General features: G+C 44.8%; 15 protein-coding genes. 3 read left to right on the forward strand and 12 right to left on the reverse strand.

Annotated elements, in window-relative coordinates:
• Nucleotides 1-79 precede the first annotated feature (79 nt).
• The 12 genes from AE2B122_RS08465 to AE2B122_RS08520 form a co-directional block, all read right to left on the reverse strand.
• A complete protein-coding gene (locus AE2B122_RS08465) occupies nt 80-790 on the reverse strand; it encodes a FadR/GntR family transcriptional regulator (RefSeq protein ID WP_245840406.1) in 711 nt (236 codons plus the stop codon).
• 103 nt (nt 791-893) lie between these two features.
• Nucleotides 894-2258, reverse strand: coding sequence for a glucarate dehydratase (gene gudD / locus AE2B122_RS08470; protein ID WP_175073763.1), 1365 nt, complete (start codon nt 2256-2258; stop codon nt 894-896).
• Nucleotides 2259-2276: 18 nt separating this feature from the next.
• Nucleotides 2277-3632 (reverse strand): MFS transporter, encoded by a 1356-nt coding sequence (locus tag AE2B122_RS08475; protein ID WP_095269044.1) that lies wholly within the window; start codon nt 3630-3632, stop codon nt 2277-2279.
• Nucleotides 3633-3703: 71 nt separating this feature from the next.
• Complete coding sequence (gene gucD / locus AE2B122_RS08480; protein WP_175073764.1) at nt 3704-5170, reverse strand: alpha-ketoglutaric semialdehyde dehydrogenase GucD; 1467 nt, start codon at nt 5168-5170, stop codon at nt 3704-3706.
• Nucleotides 5171-5173: 3 nt separating this feature from the next.
• Nucleotides 5174-6118 carry a 5-dehydro-4-deoxyglucarate dehydratase gene (kdgD, locus tag AE2B122_RS08485; protein ID WP_175073765.1) on the reverse strand — a complete coding sequence of 315 codons (945 nt, stop codon included), beginning with the start codon at nt 6116-6118 and terminating at the stop codon, nt 5174-5176.
• Nucleotides 6119-6470: 352 nt separating this feature from the next.
• On the reverse strand, nt 6471-6899 hold the full coding sequence (locus AE2B122_RS08490; protein ID WP_175073766.1) for a hypothetical protein: 429 nt from the start codon (nt 6897-6899) through the stop codon (nt 6471-6473).
• 104 nt (nt 6900-7003) lie between these two features.
• The gene (locus tag AE2B122_RS08495; RefSeq protein WP_095269056.1) at nt 7004-7870 is read right to left on the reverse strand and encodes an SDR family oxidoreductase; all 867 of its coding nucleotides are present in this window, start codon (nt 7868-7870) and stop codon (nt 7004-7006) included.
• A gap of 100 nt (nt 7871-7970) precedes the next feature.
• Nucleotides 7971-10025: a beta-galactosidase gene (locus tag AE2B122_RS08500; protein WP_175073767.1), complete on the reverse strand. Its 2055-nt coding sequence runs from the start codon at nt 10023-10025 to the stop codon at nt 7971-7973.
• 21 nt (nt 10026-10046) lie between these two features.
• A complete protein-coding gene (locus tag AE2B122_RS08505; RefSeq protein WP_170937565.1) occupies nt 10047-10895 on the reverse strand; it encodes a sugar ABC transporter permease in 849 nt (282 codons plus the stop codon).
• Complete coding sequence (locus AE2B122_RS08510) at nt 10892-12148, reverse strand: carbohydrate ABC transporter permease (protein WP_095220323.1); 1257 nt, start codon at nt 12146-12148, stop codon at nt 10892-10894. Before AE2B122_RS08510 ends, AE2B122_RS08505 begins: the two co-directional genes overlap by 4 nt.
• 57 nt (nt 12149-12205) lie before the next feature.
• A complete protein-coding gene (locus AE2B122_RS08515; RefSeq protein ID WP_175074077.1) occupies nt 12206-13432 on the reverse strand; it encodes an extracellular solute-binding protein in 1227 nt (408 codons plus the stop codon).
• Between the two features lie 164 nt (nt 13433-13596).
• On the reverse strand, nt 13597-14601 hold the full coding sequence (locus tag AE2B122_RS08520) for a LacI family DNA-binding transcriptional regulator (protein ID WP_175073768.1): 1005 nt from the start codon (nt 14599-14601) through the stop codon (nt 13597-13599).
• Nucleotides 14602-14778: 177 nt separating this feature from the next.
• On the opposite strand from AE2B122_RS08520, the gene AE2B122_RS08525 reads away from it, so the two are divergent.
• Genes AE2B122_RS08525 through AE2B122_RS08535 form a run of 3 tightly spaced genes read left to right on the forward strand, consistent with a single transcriptional unit; the run spans nt 14779 to nt 18486 of the window.
• Nucleotides 14779-15951 (forward strand): galactokinase, encoded by a 1173-nt coding sequence (locus AE2B122_RS08525; RefSeq protein ID WP_175073769.1) that lies wholly within the window; start codon nt 14779-14781, stop codon nt 15949-15951.
• A gap of 13 nt (nt 15952-15964) precedes the next feature.
• Entirely contained in the window at nt 15965-17458 is a 1494-nt protein-coding gene (gene galT / locus AE2B122_RS08530; RefSeq protein ID WP_175073770.1) for a UDP-glucose--hexose-1-phosphate uridylyltransferase, read from the forward strand.
• Nucleotides 17455-18486 (forward strand): aldose epimerase family protein, encoded by a 1032-nt coding sequence (locus tag AE2B122_RS08535; RefSeq protein ID WP_175073771.1) that lies wholly within the window; start codon nt 17455-17457, stop codon nt 18484-18486. Before galT ends, AE2B122_RS08535 begins: the two co-directional genes overlap by 4 nt.
• Nucleotides 18487-18493 lie beyond the last annotated feature (7 nt).

An 18493-nucleotide genomic window follows, 5' to 3' on the forward strand; every position in this document is an offset into this window, starting at 1 on the left:
AATATCGGCAATTGGCTGTTTGAAGGTGTTTTGATCCCTGTCTCAAAAACGGGGGTCAGTCCCAACCACTGCTTCTTTTTTATTCCCCTTTTTTCTCCTGCTGCCCTTCAAGGATCTTCTTCTGTACAAAGCGCAGGTGATCATACATTGCTGTGTGTGCTTTGTATGCATCTCTTTCCTTCAAAGCTTCATATATACGTTTATGGTGTGCTACTGTCTTTTCCTTTTCTCTAACAATGATATGGTTATTGATTTTCGCATGATATAAAAGAAGCGAGTGAATCATACCATCGAGAATCAAGTTATTCGCACTCAAGGCAATGATCCGGTGAAATCGTTTATCTGCCTGACCGTAGTTGTTATCCTTAGATTCCTCGATTTCCAGAATCGTTTCATAAAGTTCTTCCAGCTGTTCGTCTGTAATCTTCTCCGTTGCGATAGTGATAAGCCCGAGCTCCAAAACGATCCTTGCCTCGATAATCGCTTGGATATTATCGCTTGCCAAATTAAGCATATCGGAAAAAGGTGCGGAGCCAACCTTCAAATTGAAGTATGTGCCCTCCCGTGTTTTGCGTGTAATGATGCCGAGGGTCTCCAATGCACTCAAGGCTTCGCGCAAAACAGTACGGCTAACCCCAAGGATTGTGATGAATTCCGCTTCGGTCGGCAGCTTATCCCCTGGCTTCAGCTGGCCGCTCGATAGCAGATGCAAAATCCGTTCCACCACTTGCTTGGATAATGTTTTTCTGTTCACGTGCTCCACGTTCATTTGCAATGGGTCTCTCTCCATCATGTCCAACACCTTTATATGTGATAAATCTATGATACTGGGAATGGCACAAAATTACAAACGCATAAAAAGAGCCGCTCAAGGAAGAACGGCTCCACATCTATCATCGAACAAGACATGGCTTCTTGTTATTGAACTTCCAATCACGAATCAAATATTGCATAGCAGCAGCATCATCGCGGGCGCCAAGTCCCATGGATTTATACAACTTATGAGCTTCTTCTATCCGTTCCATGTCAATTTCGATACCCAGACCCGGTTTATCCGGCACCGCCAACTTTCCTCCGATAATCTCATACGGCTCCTTCGTCAATCGCTGTCCATCCTGCCAGATCCAATGTGTATCGATAGCAGTGATATTCCCTGGCGAAGCTGCTGCGACATGCGTGAACATAGCCAAAGATATGTCAAAATGATTATTGGAATGCGAGCCCCAAGTAAGTCCCCATTCATGGCACATCTGCGCCACGCGGACAGAGCCCTGCATCGTCCAAAAATGCGGATCGGCAAGCGGAATATCTACCGCCTGTGACTGGATGGCATGCCCCATCTGTCGCCAGTCAGTAGCAATCATATTCGTGGCTGTGGGCAGTCCGGTAGCTCTCCGGAATTCCGCCATCATTTCGCGTGAGGAATACCCATTTTCTGCCCCGCAAGGATCTTCTGCATACGCAAGGATATCATGCTTTCCTTTGCAGAGAGAGATTGCTTCATCCAATGACCACGCTCCATTCGGATCAAGAGTGATTCGGGCATCCGGGAACCGCTTAGCTAATGCCTCAATTGCCTGTATTTCCGCTTCACCAGCCAAAACGCCGCCCTTTAGTTTGAAATCTCGGAAACCATACTTTTCGTATGTTGCCTCTGCCAGACGTACAATGGCTTCTGGTGTTAATGCTTCTTCATTCCGCAAACGGAACCAATCCGATGTCGCTTCCGCCTCACTCTTATACGCAAGGTCTGTCTGCCTGCGATTACCGACATAGAACAAATACCCAAGCACATCCACTTCACTTCGCTGCTGTCCTTCACCTAGAAGTGCAGCTGCGGGAACTTGGAGGAACTTACCGAGCAGGTCGAGCAGTGCAGCCTCCAGCGCTGTCACAGCATGGATTGTCGTACGCAAATCGAAGGTCTGTTCTCCCCGGCCACCTGCATCTTGATGAGCAAATTGCTTTCTTACTTGATTGAGGATTGCTTGATAAGAGGCGATTGACTCTCCGATTACATAGGCTTTTGCCTGCTCAAGCGTCTGCCTGATCTTCTCCCCTCCAGGTACCTCTCCAACACCAACAGCACCCGTATTATCCTTGAGAATAACGATATTACGTGTGAAATAAGGACCATGCGCCCCGCTCAAATTCAGCAGCATACTGTCCCGGCCAGCAACTGGAATCACTTGCATTTCCGTAACAGCTGGCACGTGATTTGATTTCTCTGCTTTTATAGTCTCTGATACTTGGTTCATGTTTCTATCCCCTTCCGATTATTTTGTTGGTGCTTCCAATTCCACACGCTCGATTTTTCCAACGATGAACAAATAGCTTAAGATGGCAACAAGCGCATTTGCTCCGACGAATATAAGTGCACCATTAAAGGATCCTGTCGCATTGACGATGTAACCAATGATGATTGGCGTTGTGATGGAAGCAATGTTTCCGAATGTATTGAAAAGGCCGCCGCTGACACCTGCTGTTTGCTTTGGTGATGTATCCGAAACGACTGCCCAGCCTAATGCTCCAAAGCCTTTTCCGAAGAAAGCGAGAGACATAATGACAACCACAAGCCATTCCGCATCCACGTAGTTACAGATGATCATACTGCAGGAAAGCAGCATTCCGATGATGATCGGCGTCTTACGCGCAATCGTCAAGGAAAGATTTTTCCGGAGCAGGAAGTCTGAGAACATCCCGCCAAGGATTCCCCCTAGGAAACCGCATATAGCTGGAAGGGAAGCAATGAATCCAGCCTCTAAAATAGACATACCGCGCCCTTGAACCAAATAGACAGGGAACCAAGTCAGGAAAAAGTAGGTCAGTGTCGTAATACAATACTGCGCGATATAAATACCGATCAGCATCCGCTTTTTCAACAGCTGTTTGATGAACGGCCATTGGGATTGTTTCTCCTTCGCCCCGGCGTCTTCCTTCTTCTGATCCATATCGACGATTCCGCCGCCAGCTTCGATGTAATCGATTTCCGCTTTGTTCACTCTCGGATGCTCACGTGGATTTCGGATGACTTTCAGCCAAACGAGTGCCAGTACGATTCCAATAGCTCCCATTACGTAAAAGACAGATTCCCAGCCGTAGCTGTATGTGAGCCAACCCATGAGCGGCGAGAAAATGACAAGTGCGAAATACTGAGCTGAGTTGAAGATTGCGGACGCTGTTCCACGTTCATTACTCGGGAACCAAGCTGCGACTACACGACTATTTCCTGGGAACGACGGTGCTTCTGCGAAACCAACAAGGAAACGGAGCGCGAACAAGACGACTATAGCCGTTCCCGCAGCAAAAAATCCAATTGTTCCTTGCAGCAAAGTAAATATCGACCAGATCAAGATACTCATACCGATCACGAGCTTGGAGCCGAACTTATCGAGCAATATCCCACCAGGTATTTGCGCGATCACATAGGCCCACCCAAAAGCGGAAAACACATAGCCCATGCTGACAGCATTTAAACCAAGATCTGATTGCAGCGCATCACCTGCTATACTGATCGTAGCCCGGTCAGCATAGTTGACGGATGTGACTAGGAACAACATCATGACGATAAACCAACGGACCTTTGTTTTTTTCATCTGTGGATTCTGCAGGTTGTCTCTGACTTTATCCATATGCTTCATTCCTCCGCTCTTTTGTAAGCGTTATCAATAATCAGAAAGGAAAAAGGGCTGAAAGCGGCCCTCTATCCTTTGACAAATACAGTCTTGATGCTCGTGAAGAACTCTTTCGCAGCTTCTCCCTGCTCTCTTGAATGTGAGCTTGACTGCTTCATCCCGCCGAATGGAGCCTGCAGCTCTACCCCGGCGCTTTCTGCATTAACACGGACAAGCCCCGCTTCCATATCTTCCACGAATTGCAGGAATCGTCCTATGTTTTTCGTGAAAATGGATGCACTCAACCCGAATTTCACATCATTCGCCACATCTATTGCTTGTTCCTCTGAATCCACTTTGATCAAAGCAATAACAGGACCGAAAATCTCCTCCTGAGCAATCACCATATCGTTCGTTACATCCTCAAAGATTGTCGGCTGAACGTAAAAGCCCTTAGCATAGTCTCCATCTGTCAGCTGCTCGCCGCCCAGGATAAGCTTAGCTCCTTCTTCCATACCCTTCTGGATATAATGAAGGCAGTTTTCCAGTTGAGCTTTGCTTGCAATAGGCCCAAGCCACACATCCTTCTCGAGGCTGTTGCCAATCGTAATCTCTTTCGTCTTTTCAATCAACCTATCTCGGAATGCATCGTATATTGGCGCTTCTACGATGACCCTGCTTGTTGCCGTACATTTCTGGCCTGTGGACCGGAATGCACCGCTGATTGTTGCATCCACTGCTTGTTCAATATCTGCATCAGCAGCTATAATGACTGGATTCTTTCCGCCCATCTCCAGCTGATACTTGGCGCCTCTCTCCAATGCCGCTAAGCCAATTCCTTTTCCAACATTATTGGAGCCGGTGAACGTGATACCATTTACCTTTGGATGCTCGGCCAATCCTTTCCCGATGACAGAACCCGCACCAGTGACCAGATTGATGACTCCTTTTGGAAATCCTGCTGCTTCAAAGCACTCGATAATCTTGATTGCCGTAATAGCGGTTTCAGAAGCCGGCTTACATACGATTGTGTTTCCGTAAACAAGTGCAGGAGCCATTTTCCAGATAGGAATCGCAACAGGGAAGTTCCATGGAGCAATGACACCGACGACTCCTAAAGGAACGCGTGTCGTATACATGAAAGCTCCAGGATCAGTTGATGGAATAACATCACCGGTCTTTCGCATTCCTTCTGCTGCATAATACTTTAGGATGGCAATGCCGCGCTGCGTTTCGCCGCGAGCTTCCGGTAATGTTTTCCCCATCTCTTTTGTTGCAGTTGCGGCAATCTCTTCGGTCCGTTCCTCCATGACAGCTGCAGCTCGATAGAGGAACTCTCCCCTGGCAGCCCCGGATAAACTCCGCCATTCCTTCCGTGCTGCATCCGCTGCTTCCACAGCGGCTTCCAAATCTGCAGTTGTGGAACTCTGGATCTGACCGACAGGAAGGCTGGTATCTGCTGGATTGATGACCGTGATCTGCTCTGCTGATTCTGATTCCTGCCATTCGCCATTGATAAAGTTACGGTATACAGTCGTTGTTACATTTGTCGCCATGTATTAGCTCTCCTTTATCTCTGCTATTTTCTCCTTGCGCGGATATTTGTCCAGCGCTTTCGAAATGATCTGTTCCATTTCGTTATAGTGCTCTTTGGTTACTGGTACAACTGGAGGACGAACATACCCTCTTGTCTGCAAACCAATGATTTCCATTCCCGCTTTAATTAAGGAAACGGCATAGCCTTTTCGCTGCTTTCGTATGCTGTTGATTGGCAGAATGACATCTGCATATAGTGCATCCAGCGTATTCTGGTCTCCTGCTAAAAGAGCGTCATAATACATCCGGGATATATGCGGGATATAATTTGAAATCGCAGATGAATAGGTCGTTATCCCGAGCGGTACATAAGCAGGCATTGTAACCTCCGCCATCGGCATACCATTCAGGAAGTCCAGTCTTCCTTTGAATTCCTGTGTTAGACAAATATTCAAATCCATATTCCCGATTCCATCCTTAAACCCCTTTAATTGAGGAAAAGCTGCCAGCCGTCTGACTGTCTCGACAGAGTAGACAGCATTATCTCTCTGGTAGATAATCGCATCCAAATCTGGCGCACTCTCGAATATTTCTTTCGCATACTGATAAAGTCCTTCCTGCTCTCCTTGAATCAAATAAGGAGGAAGCAGCAAATAACCATCTACACCTTTTTCCTCTGATATCGCAGCAAGTTCAATAGCAGTACGGAGATTACCACCGACTCCTGTATAAATTGGAACCTTGCCAGCTACTGCTTCAATCGCTGTATCCAGCATCACTTTATACTCTTTTTTATCCAGTGATTGAAATTCTCCTGAACCACAAGCGATATAAATGGCATCCAGACCTTCTTCTACAAGAAAGCGAATATTCTCAAACAATGCGTGCTCATCAAGTTTTCCAGCTTCGGTAAATGGTGCCACCGGAAACCCTAGAATACCTTTGGCTATTCCTGTTGAATGTCCCATAGCGTACCTCCTAAAGTAAGCGTTATCATATCCGTTTGTTTAATTGTATTACAAATGAACAAAAGTGCAAATGCCTTTTTAGGAGGTAAAAAATGCAGAAGAAAATTATACTAAAGTCAAAAACGCTCTCTAAACAAATCATCAGCAGACGAACTATAAAATACAGCACAAAAAAAGGGACCTAATCCCTACCAGTATTTCTTCAGATATTTGGTTTCATTTCACTTCCAATCGGTTATACAACAATTACCCCCCATATCTTAACCTTTTACAAAATGTTTAACATGCATCCAATGAATTCGTTCATTGGATATTTTTTTGCGCAAAAAAAAAAGAGCTCTAAGGCTCTTTTCTAAACACTGAAATCTTCTTGAATGAATCCGCCATAGAACTTATTGGAAGGCACTTCGTAACCTGTTACTGTACCGAACTTTCGCATCATGACTGCATTCCATGCCAGGAACCAGGTTCGATCCTCCCGCAATCCATCCAGCATCATCGGTGTAACTTCCACCTGACCATCAAAAAGATGGGCACCAAGCGCAGCAAGTTTCTGTAAATCCCCTGTTAACTCATATTCAGAAAGCATCTGTCGGTAATCAAACTGACAGCATTCAAACTTGAAATAAGGTTTAAATAGCTTGTACAGTCTGCTGTCACCCGCCATCAAATATAGAACAGCAAGGCAGCCTTTATTCTGCAGCACCTCCGCATTTTGGATACCTGCACGCAAATTTTGATATTTAATCTCGTGATCCTCATCATGGAATTTGATATACATGGCCACCCTCCTTCCTATCGCTGCTTATCTAGTAGTAGGAATCTTTTCCCTTTCCATTAGAAAGACAAACAAAAAACCCCGTCCTACGGACAGGGTTTTTGATATCAGGAAGATGTATAAGATCCTCCATTGATATGGATTGCTTGACCAGTCATATAGGAAGCTTCATCAGATGCAAGCATCACATATGGCCAAGCATGCTCGGAAGGCTGACCCGGGCGTCCCATCAAGCTATCCTGTCCGAACTGCTCAATCTTATCTTCTCCGATAGTAGCCGGGATAAGCGGCGTCCAGACCGGACCTGGTGCAACAGAGTTAGCACGGATCCCTTTCTTGATAAGACTTTGGGCGATACTGCGCGTCCAAGCTGTGATAGCACCTTTTGTCGCAGAATAGTCCATGAACATAGGGTTCCCGCGGTAAGCATTGATAGAAGACGTACTGATGATAGAATCTCCTGCTTTCATATGACGCACAGCTGCTTTCGTCAGATAGAATTGGGAGAAGAAGTTAACACGGAATACTTCCTCAAACTGTTCAGAAGAGATTTCCAGAACATCCTCTCGCACATACTGAATAGCTGCATTATTTACAAGAATATTGATTTTACCGAATTCCTCAACTGTCTTCTCGACCAAGCTGATGCAATGCTCCTCATCCTTGATGTCACCTGGCAGCAGTAAGCAACGCTTGCCTTCTGCTTCTACTAGACGTTTCGTCTCTTCGGCATCTTCCGTTTCATCGAGATAGGAAATCGCGACATCCGCACCTTCTTTTGCATAAAGGATGGCAACAGCACGGCCGATACCGGAATCACCACCCGTAATAAGTGCTGCTTTCCCTTCCAATCTGCCGACACCTTTATAATCTAGCGGCTGATGCGGCAGCGGATCCATCTTTGCTTCAATACCTGGCTGGCGATCCTGCTGGTGTTTACTAGTTGTGCCATTCATCATATCTTTCGGTTCCATAGAAATGTCTCCTTTGCATCTTAATTGATACAATACCTTTCCACATCTTCATAACTATGAAACGTAGAACCGAAAGTAAAACTACCGAGCTTTGCTTTTATCACTTGCTGACACGAAGCACTTTCACCTCATAGGAATCCAGCTGTATATCTCCTTCTACATTCCCTCCATCCAGCACATCTTCATACAGTTGATCCAGCTGTATATCTCTTCTTTCTTCACTGAAATTCATGACAAAGACAAACAAGGAGTCTGCATTATAGCGCACTTGAATGGATACCCCTTCTTGCTTCGTAATTCCGACTGGCGAGTTGATCTGCTCTGTTTTCAGCAGTTCCGCATAAAAGTCGTCCTGGAATGCACCCTCTAATCTAGCACCGATATAATAAGCAGCACCCTCTCCATAGGCGTGTTCGGTAACAGCAGATGTCCCTTTATAGAAATCTTCTTCATAATTTCCTAAAGTCTTCGCGCCGATGAGCTCAAGCACTGTTGCATAATCCTTTACTTCATAACGTTTACTTCTATAAAGTACTTGATTGCGATCTCGTGGATACAGTGTGTCCGTTTCCAATGGCCGTATTCCGAAAATAGCCGTAAGCTTATCCTGCCAAGCTCCTTTATGAACAAGGTCATGCTCATTTACCACACCGCTAATATACGTCATAACAAGCTTTCCACCATTTTTCACAAATGTCTCGAGTTTTTCGGCGGTCTGGTTATCCATCATATAAAGCATCGGGACAACTAAAAGCTTATATTTGGAGAAATCGTGATCTTTCATAATGACGTCCACTGGAATATCTTGTTTCCAAAATGGCCGGTAATGTGCATGCATCGTCTTAATGTACTGCTTGGAATCCAATCCGTATCCTTGCGCATCTTCTAACGCCCAGTCGTTTTCCCAATCATACAAAAATGCCACTTTTGCCGCTCGATGTGTTCCCTGCAGGGCTGCTAGCTTTTCCATTCTCTTGCCCAGCTCTGCAACTTCCTGGAATACACGATTATCCTGTGAACGGTCATGATCGACGACTGCTCCATGAAATTTTTCTGTTGAGCCTCGGGATTTACGCCATTGGAAGTAGAGGATACTATCTGAGCCATGAGCTAGCATCTGCATCGAAGCAAGAATGTGCATGCCTGGTCGCTTCGCTTTATTCACCGGATGCCAGTTGACAGCACTCGGTGTATTTTCCATCAGCAGAAACGGCTGGTTCTTCATCGTTCTGTATAAATCATCAATGAATCCAACCTTCATCGCAAGCTCCGCTGTTGTTTCCCAGTCATTATGCCAAGTCGGATACGCATCCCAGCTGATCACGTCAATTTTATCTGCAAAACGGTTGTAATCCAGTCCACGGAATGGAATCAGATCAGGAGTATCAGCCATGAAGTTCGTCGTAACAGGAATATCCGGTGTTATCTCGCGTATCGGAACCAACTCATTTTCCATAAAACGGACAGTTTGATCTGTCGAAAACCTCCGCCAATCCAAGCGCAGTCCATGTACACCATCCTCCCCGTTTGGCGAAGGAGATTCTACCTGCTCCCAATCTGTAAATGTATGACTCCAGAACGGCCCCCACCAAGCATCGTTCAAGGCTTCTAGATTTCCATCGTATTTCTCTTTCAACCATTCACGAAAAGCAGATTGGCAATTTTCGCAATGGCAGTCGCCGCTATATTCATTGGAGATATGCCATAGCAGCAGAGCCGGATGCTTTCCATATCGCTCTGCAAGCTTCCGGTTTATCTTCTCTGTTTTCTCCAAATACGTCGGGGAAGTGAAGCAGTGGTTATGCCTGCCGCCATGCAGCTGTTTTACTCTTGCTGCATTCACCCGCAGTACATCTGGATATTTTTGGGACATCCAAGCAGGACGCGCACCACTTGGAGTAGCCAAAATCACTTTTCCGCCAAATGAATGTATATCATCAAAAATCTTATCCAGCCACTCGAAATTGTACACACCCTCTTCCGGTTCTAATGCACTCCAAGCGAAAATGCCGACCGAGAAGGTATTTGTATGTGCCGATTGCATCAATTCGATGTCTTCTTTCAGAACTTCGGGATACTTTAGCCACTGATCTGGGTTATAGTCTCCTCCATGCAGCAAAAAAGGTGCTTTTAACTCGCGCTTCGATTGTTTCATTTTCTTCTCTCCCTTTTCTGGTTATCCTTTTGTTCCGCCGGTCGTCAGTCCGGAAACAAAGTTCCGCTGCAGCAGCAAGAAGACGATGGCGATTGGAATACTGATCAAAATAGCTCCAGCAGCAAACGTCGTGTAGCTTGCCCCCATTACTTCATTTACTAAGTTAAATAGCCCGATCGGAAGCGTATAAGCTTCTGTCTTTCGCAGTATGACGGAGGATAAGACAAAATCTCCTAATGGCACCGTGAACCCATTCATAGCGACAACAGCGAGCATCGGCTTCGATAATGGCATGATAATCTGCCAAAATGTCCGGGTGAAGCTGGCGCCATCTATCCGCGCACTTTCATCAAGCTCCATCGGAATCGAATCCATATAACCCTTCATTAAGTAAGTGTTCATCGGAATCAAGCCACCGATGTACAAGAGAATCAGCAACCAATGACTGTTGACCATATCCAGCATCTGCGCCAGCACGAAAAGTGCAATTAGCGCAGAGAATTGCGGAATCATCTGCAGCAGCAGAAAGACGGTCAATGTGTTTTTCTTGCCTTTAAAACGGAAGCGTGAAAAGGCATAGCCAGTAAACGATACACTGATGATGGCACCAACCATCGTGAAAAAGCTGATTTTTACCGAATTCACATACCACTGCCCATAAGGCAGGGAAGCGGAGCCTTCAAATAGCTCCTTATAATGTGCCAATGTCGGATTTTTCGGAATGATGGATGTACTGATCAAGCTGTTTCCAGGATTGAAACTTGCGCCAATTGTCCACGCGAGCGGATATAGAATCATAATCGACATAACAATCAGCACACCATAGGAAAGTGTAAGGCGAATCAACCGTGATCGATTGCGCATGCTCATGCTCCTTCCTTGAATGTACTTGATTTTCGGAACTGCCATAGCGCAATTGATACGACAACAACAGATAACATGATAGTCAGGGCAGCTGCCAAAGCATATTGGCTGGACTGCATCGTCAGTTTATAAATCCATGAAACTAAAATATCTGTACCGCCGGCAGTGGAATCCGGAACCGCCGGACCTCCCGCATTAAACAGATAGATAATATTGAAGTTATTAAAGTTGAATGTAAATTGCGTTATGATGATGGGTGAGATTGATAATAGAATCATTGGCATGGTAATGTGGCGGAACTTCGAAAAGGCAGACGCCCCATCGATTGTCGCCGCTTCATACAGGTCCTCAGGTATCGATTGCAGCACACCTGTTGTCACGAGAAAAATGTACGGAAAACCGAGCCATCCCTGCATCATGATCAGTGCGAATCTTGACCAGTTCGGGTCTGTCAGCCAAGGAATAGCATCGATGCCGAGTGCGGCAAGGATATCGTTGTTGACTGCTCCGAAGCTGTCGTTAAATAAGCCTGCGAAAATCAAAATAGTGACGAAACCAGGAACCGCCCATGGCAAGACGAGGATCGTACGAAACAGTTTCTTGAAACGTATTTCTTTTTGATTGACAACCACTGCGAGAAAGATTCCTAATGCCACTTGCAGCGTGGATGCTACGATTGTCCAAACTACCGTCCATGCAAGTACATCGAAGAAAGTTGAGCGCCAGATGTCGACAGTGAAGATTTCCTTGAATGTACTGAACCCGACCCATTCGACCAGTTTAGCTGGTGGTGAATTATATAAATCATAATTCGTAAAGGCGATCGCGAAGCTGAAAAGGATTGGGAAAACGACAGCGAACAATAGCAGCAGGAATGCCGGTCCGCTGATCAAATACGGATAACCCTTGAACAGCACGTGCTGATACTGCTGCCGAAGTGTATACAGTGTCTGTTTGTTATCTCGCATAACACCTGTTTTATAGGCATCCCGCAGATTCAAATAATAGACAATCAAACCTAGGAAGATAACAATCAACGCTATGAGTCCTTCTGCCAGTAGGAAAATCGAGTTGTCCCTCGGAATCTCAGTTCCAAGCGTGACGATACCCCACAGTCCCATATTCAACAGATCTTTAAATGCAACAAAGAAAGAAACGGTAATCAGCAGAAACAATAATCCTTTCAGCCATTGCCGATGATAAAACTGACCGAAACCTGGTATGATCGAGAGCAACAATGCTAACTTACGATGCTGCATGACTATTCCTCCTCGTACATAGGAAATACGCGCCGGCACAATGCCGGCGCGTCCCTATCATTTTCCGCCGTGATTTGCCTCTATTTGACCTTCAATAGATTTTACCGCCTGATCAAGTGCTTCCTGCGGCTCAGATTTTCCGGTCGCAATTGTCTGCAGGGCAGCATCCGTAGGTTTCCATACTTCATTCATTTCCGGTATACCAGGTGTGAGGTCAGAGAACTGCGATTGTTCCGCTATAGCCTTAGAAGCATCACTTTCCATCACTTCCTGATCCTCTGCCAGCGCCTTCACTGCCGGAACTTCTTTTGTCTTTTCATAACGAACCTTCGAAACTTCTTCATTACTCAAATACTTTACTAGCTCTTCTGCCAACTCGGCATTCTTTGAAAAAGTACTTACGTTATAGCTTTTAACTCCAATGAACGCGCGCATGTTCTCTCCATTGGATAGCTTCGGCAAGGAAGCAATGCCATAGTCGACTCCGGCTGTTTCAAATGGTTCCAGGTTCCATGGACCTGATATGATGGCAGCCGTTTTTCCTTCAGTAAATAATGATTCAATTACGTTGATTCCTTGCTCTCCTACTAGTCCCGATGGAAAGAGCTTCTCATCATAGAAGCGCTTGATTTCAGTTGCACCTTCTACTGCACCTTCATTGTTTAATCCGATATCATCTGTATTGAACGTACCATCGCTATTCTTACCAAAGACATAACCGCCATAACCGCTCAGTACGCTATTGGCATAATAGGTCTGATCAAACAGAGCCAAGAAACCGTATTGCTCCCCTTGCCGTACTTCTTTGGAATAGTTGAACCATCCCTCCAAATCCTCCGGCAGTTCCTCTTCGGTAATAAGAGCCTTATTATAGTAAAGCATCGTCGTTTCAACAGCTTTTGGAAGACCATAAACTTTTCCATCGACGATTTGGGACTGCATAGCTGACTCTGTATAAGTCGACTGCAGTGTTTCATCAACCGCCAATTCTTTCACTAAGCCTTCCGCAACAGCAGAGCCCATTTGATCTCCCGGCATTGTGAACACATCCGGGCCAGACCCAGCTGGACCATCCAGGCGTAAATCTTCTATTTGCTGTGCATAGTTTTTCTCAACAATTTCTACCGTCACACCATGCTCTTTCTCAAACTCGGCAACAGCGTCTTCAATACCGATGGCTTTCTCTTTATCTTCCCAAATAACTAATTTGTCACTTTTCTCTGACTCACTTCCATCTGCCCCGCTCTCTTGCGGTCCACATCCAGCCAGCAAAACTCCCGTCATCAATCCAGATACCAAGCCAAGCACTAGCTTTTTCCTTTTCACCCGACCCCACTCCTTTAGTTGAAAGCGTTTACAACATTAAAGATAGCATTATAGTAATCCTAAGTAAACAATTATTTTACTCATTTACAGTAAATAATTTACGCAAACAAAAAACGACCTTTTTAGTCAGTCGTTTTCGTCAATGTACTCTTTCTTTCGACAATTTCTCCAGTAATTAGTACTGTTTTAGATAATGTCCGCTTACCTAGAATTTGTTCCAGCAACAAATCAATAGCTGTCTTGCACACTTCACTCAAATCGATATGGATGGTCGTTAACGGTGGCGAAACGTATTTTGCAACACTAATGTTATTGATACTGATCACACTTACCTGTCCAGGAATAGCGATACCTTCTTCATTTAACGCCTGAAGCATACCAACCGCAATCGAATCAGCCGCTGCAACGAACGCGCTCGGCAAAACCACCAGTTCAGCAATCGCTTTTTTCATTAAGCCATAGCCATTTTCAACACTGAAACCACGCCTGCAGAGAACGGATTGATCATCTAATATACCCTTTTTCTCCATATGGGTTCGGAAGGCCTTCTCCCTAAGATCCATTTCATCAGCCATCGTATCCGGGTTTTGAAAAGTTCCTCCAATGAAGCCGATTTGCCGGTGCCCTTGCTGCAATAAATGGTCTATCTGCTTTCTTGTCATCCATTCTAGATCCGGGCGTACAGCATCGTAATGATCCGGATCAGGTGCTGAGTCTATAAAAACACCATTCCCACTTAGAGTCTGAAGTTTTTTGTGCTCTGCTTCTGTAAAGCTTCCTACTGCCAGAAATCCTTGGATTGTATCCGGAACAGCTTCTATCCCATCCTCTTTTTTGTACAAGGTCAAATCAACATTCCGTTCTTTCGCACATTGTTCCAGCGCTTTACGCATCGTCTTGAAATAAACATCCTCCAGCTCTTCTGTATCTGTTACCCAATAGAGAAGAGCTATTTGTTTGATTCGCATATGAACTTCCTTTTTCCGGTAGTTCAGCCGTTCTGCCACAGCGAATATCTTATCCTTTGTCTCTTCCGTCACAGATAGGCTATCATCGTGATTCAGCACTCTGGAGACTGTGGAAACGGAATATCCCACTTCATTCGCAATATCCTTGATTGTCGCCAAATTCTCTCACCTCTTCTGCTTTGAATTATGACAGATAAACTAATTTGAGTAAACTTTTTACTAAAACTTTATACCAACATCTGTATCGAAGTATTTCTTGCTTCCACTTTCGTCCTGTAGTACACTATCCTTAACTTAGTTAATTAAATTAATAAAGTCTTTTTAGGAGGAATCGTAATGACGTTTAATCCGAATTTAACAGCTTCATTTCAAGAGATCTTTCAAACTGCTGATACACCACGCCAGTTCTTTGCTCCCGGCAGAATAAATCTGATTGGCGAGCACACTGATTATAATGGCGGACATGTATTTCCAGCAGCAATCTCCTATGGTACCTATGCTTTGGCTGTGAAACGCAGTGACAACTTACTCAGATTTTACAGCATGAACTTTTCTGAAAACGGTATCATTGAACGGACATTAGATGACCTTGCCTATCGATCTGAAGATGATTGGGCCAATTATCCAAAAGGTGTACTGCTTTATTTGCAGCAAACTACAGGAAAAATAACATCTGGCTTGGATATCCTCTTCTATGGTGATATACCGAACGGAGCTGGTCTTTCCTCTTCAGCTTCCATTGAGCTAGTCACAGGTGTATTGGCTGATAGCATATATGGATTGGAAATGGAACGAATTCCGCTTGTACAGCTTGGACAACGGGTGGAGAACGAGTATATCGGTGTAAACAGCGGCATCATGGATCAATTTTCAGTCGGAATGAGCAAACAAGGACACGCCATTCTGCTTGATTGCAACACTTTAGATTACGAGCATGCACCTGTGGACTTGTCTGAACACGTTATCTTAATTGCAAATACGAATAAACAACGAACATTATCTGGCTCAAAATATAACGAACGCCGATCAGAATGCGAAGCTGCGTTGCAGGATTTGCAGCAAAAATTGAAGATTGATAGTCTCGGAGAACTTACACCAAATACTTTTGAACAGCATCACACATTAATCAGCAATCCCGTTCACGTCAAACGGGCACGCCACGCTGTGTATGAGAACAACCGCACAATTGAGGCACTAAAGAAACTTCAAAAGCATGACTTGGCTGCATTCGGGGAATTGATGAATGATTCGCATCGTTCACTGCGTGATGATTATGAAGTAACAGGACAGGAACTCGATACGATTGTTGAAGCGGCTTGGGCACAGGATGGCGTTCTTGGTGCTCGAATGACTGGTGCTGGATTCGGCGGCTGCGCTATTGCACTAGTAGAAAAAGATAAAGCGGACGCTGTTCAAGCAGGTATCCAGCAGCACTATAAAGAAAAGATCGGGTATGAAGCAACCTTCTATACCGCAACAATCGGTGACGGTGCAAAGGAACTAGCATAAAGGAAGTGTTCATATGATTTATTCAGATATTGAGAGTTTATTGGTACAGACTTGTAAGGAAGATTTGATACAGGAACGAGATACCATCTATGCACGCAATCAGGTGATGCACTTGTTGAAGATGACAACATATCCGGCACATAAGATCTTAACAAGCTCCGATTCGATACCGGATTTAGTAGATCGCATCATCGAATATGCCGTGAAAGAAGGTATCATCGATAACATTCTGGATGAGAAGGAGATGTTTGCTGCATCATTGATGAATTGCTTCATGCCTCGCCCTTCCACCGTTCAAACATTATTTGATGGCTATTACAAAAAATCACCAGAACAGGCAACAGATTACTTTTATAATCTAAGCAAGAACAGCAACTACATCCAAATGAATCGTATCAAGAAGAACATATCGTATAAAGCACAAACGGAATATGGCGAAATGGACATTACTATCAATCTGTCCAAACCAGAAAAAGACCCAGAGCAAATCAAGCGTGAGCGTATGACGAAGCAGGATAATTCCTATCCTCTTTGTGTGCTCTGTAAAGAAAATGAAGGCTATGCTGGCAGAATCGGTTATCCAGCACGCTCCAACCACCGCGTAATTGAATTGTCATTAGGAGAGGAAAAATGGTTTTTCCAATACTCGCCTTATGTTTATTACGATGAACACAGCATCGTATTATCAGAAGAACATCGGGATATGAAAATCAATGCAGATGCATTCCGTAGACTGCTTGAATTTGTAGAGAAGTTCCCTCATTATTTCATCGGCTCGAACGCTGATTTGCCGATTGTAGGAGGTTCCATTCTCTCACACGATCATTATCAAGCAGGACGCTATACCTTTGCCATGACCAATGCCGAAGAACGCTATACCTTCCCAATTCATGCGCATCCGGATGTTAGCGCTGCTGTGCTCAATTGGCCGATGACAGTCATTCGGCTCAAGGCGAATGATCAAGAAAAGCTTGCGAAAGCAGCAGAAAGCATTCTAGCGTTTTGGCGGGATTACGATGATGAAGATGCTTCCATTTTGTCTTTTACAGACGATACGCCTCATAATACGATAACTCCGATTGCTAGAATGCGTGATGAATTATATGAAATGGATCTTGTACTTCGCAATAATCGAACGACAGCTACCCACCCGCTGGGTATTTTTCACCCACATGCAGATGTGCATCATATCAAAAAAGAAAATATCGGCTTAATTGAAGTAATGGGTCTTGCTGTTTTGCCGCCACGCTTGGAAACGGAGCTTGAAACAATTTATAAGTTCCTCGCCGGAAAAGCAGATGAGGTGGACCCTCCGCACGAAGAATGGGCTCAGGAATTGCGGAAGAAACATGGCTTCCTTCACAACGAAAAATATGCAAAAGAGGTTGTACAAAAAGAACTTGGCCAGAGATTCGTCCGTGTATTGGAGGATGCTGGTGTCTTCAAGGATGAAACAGCCTTTCGACGTTTTATCACAAAACTTAATCAGAAAGTGGTGTCTTCATGATCGAAAAGACTGCGCTTCAGAATGGATGGGAATTGCACACTGTAACTAATAATAAAGGGATGCGGCTTGAAGTGCTGAACTTTGGAGGCATCATTACTTCCTTAGAAGTCCCTGATAAGGACGGCAACTTGGAGAATATTGTACTAGGTTATCACGACCTCCAGGATTACAAAGATAATCCGAACTACTTCGGCGCCTTGATCGGTCGGGTGGCTGGACGGATAAAAGAGTCGGAATTCGAGTTGGGCGGCGAGTCATTTCATCTGAAAGCAAATGAAGGAAAACATCACTTACACGGCGGTTCTGAAGGCTTCCACCAAGTACTTTGGGAAGTTGAACCTTTCGAAGAAAATCAGACAAACGGCCTTCGACTTTCTCACACTAGCAAAGATGGAGAAGGCGGCTATCCAGGCAATCTGACGGTGAATGTCACCTATACCCTTACAGGAGATAATAAACTGGTGATTCTTTATGAAGCAACTACAGACAAAGCAACTCCTGTCACGCTGACTAACCATACGTACTTCAATCTCAGCGGCGACCTGAAAAGGACTGTTGCAACGCAGCAGGCAATGGTCGCAAGTAATCAGTACACGGAGTTGGATGAAGAGCTGATTTCAACAGGAAGACTGCTGGATACAGCTGCTTCTCCATTCGATTTGCGATCGTTCAAACCGTTACAGGAAGTATTCAGCACGCCGCATGATCAGCTTCGCATTGCCGGAGATGGCATCGATCACTATTTCTTGTTCTCAAGCACTGAGAAACCAAAAGCTGGGCTCTATGATCCCCAAAGCGGAAGACTGATGACTATCGAATCGAACCAGCCTGGTCTCGTTTTATACACCGGTAACGGCCTTGATGATTCATTAGAACTAAAAGAACGCAAGTCGGAAAAGCACCTGGGAATTTGCTTTGAAACACAAGCCTTCCCTGCAGGATTGCATCATGATGGTTTCCCAGACCTTATTTTGAAGCCAGGTGAAGAGTACCGAAAAGAGACTGTATTCTCTTTTACAACCAAATAAATAAAGA

The organism is Terribacillus sp. AE2B 122, assembly GCF_902497585.1.
GTDB classification, from domain to species: Bacteria; Bacillota; Bacilli; order Bacillales; family Amphibacillaceae; genus Terribacillus; species Terribacillus saccharophilus_A.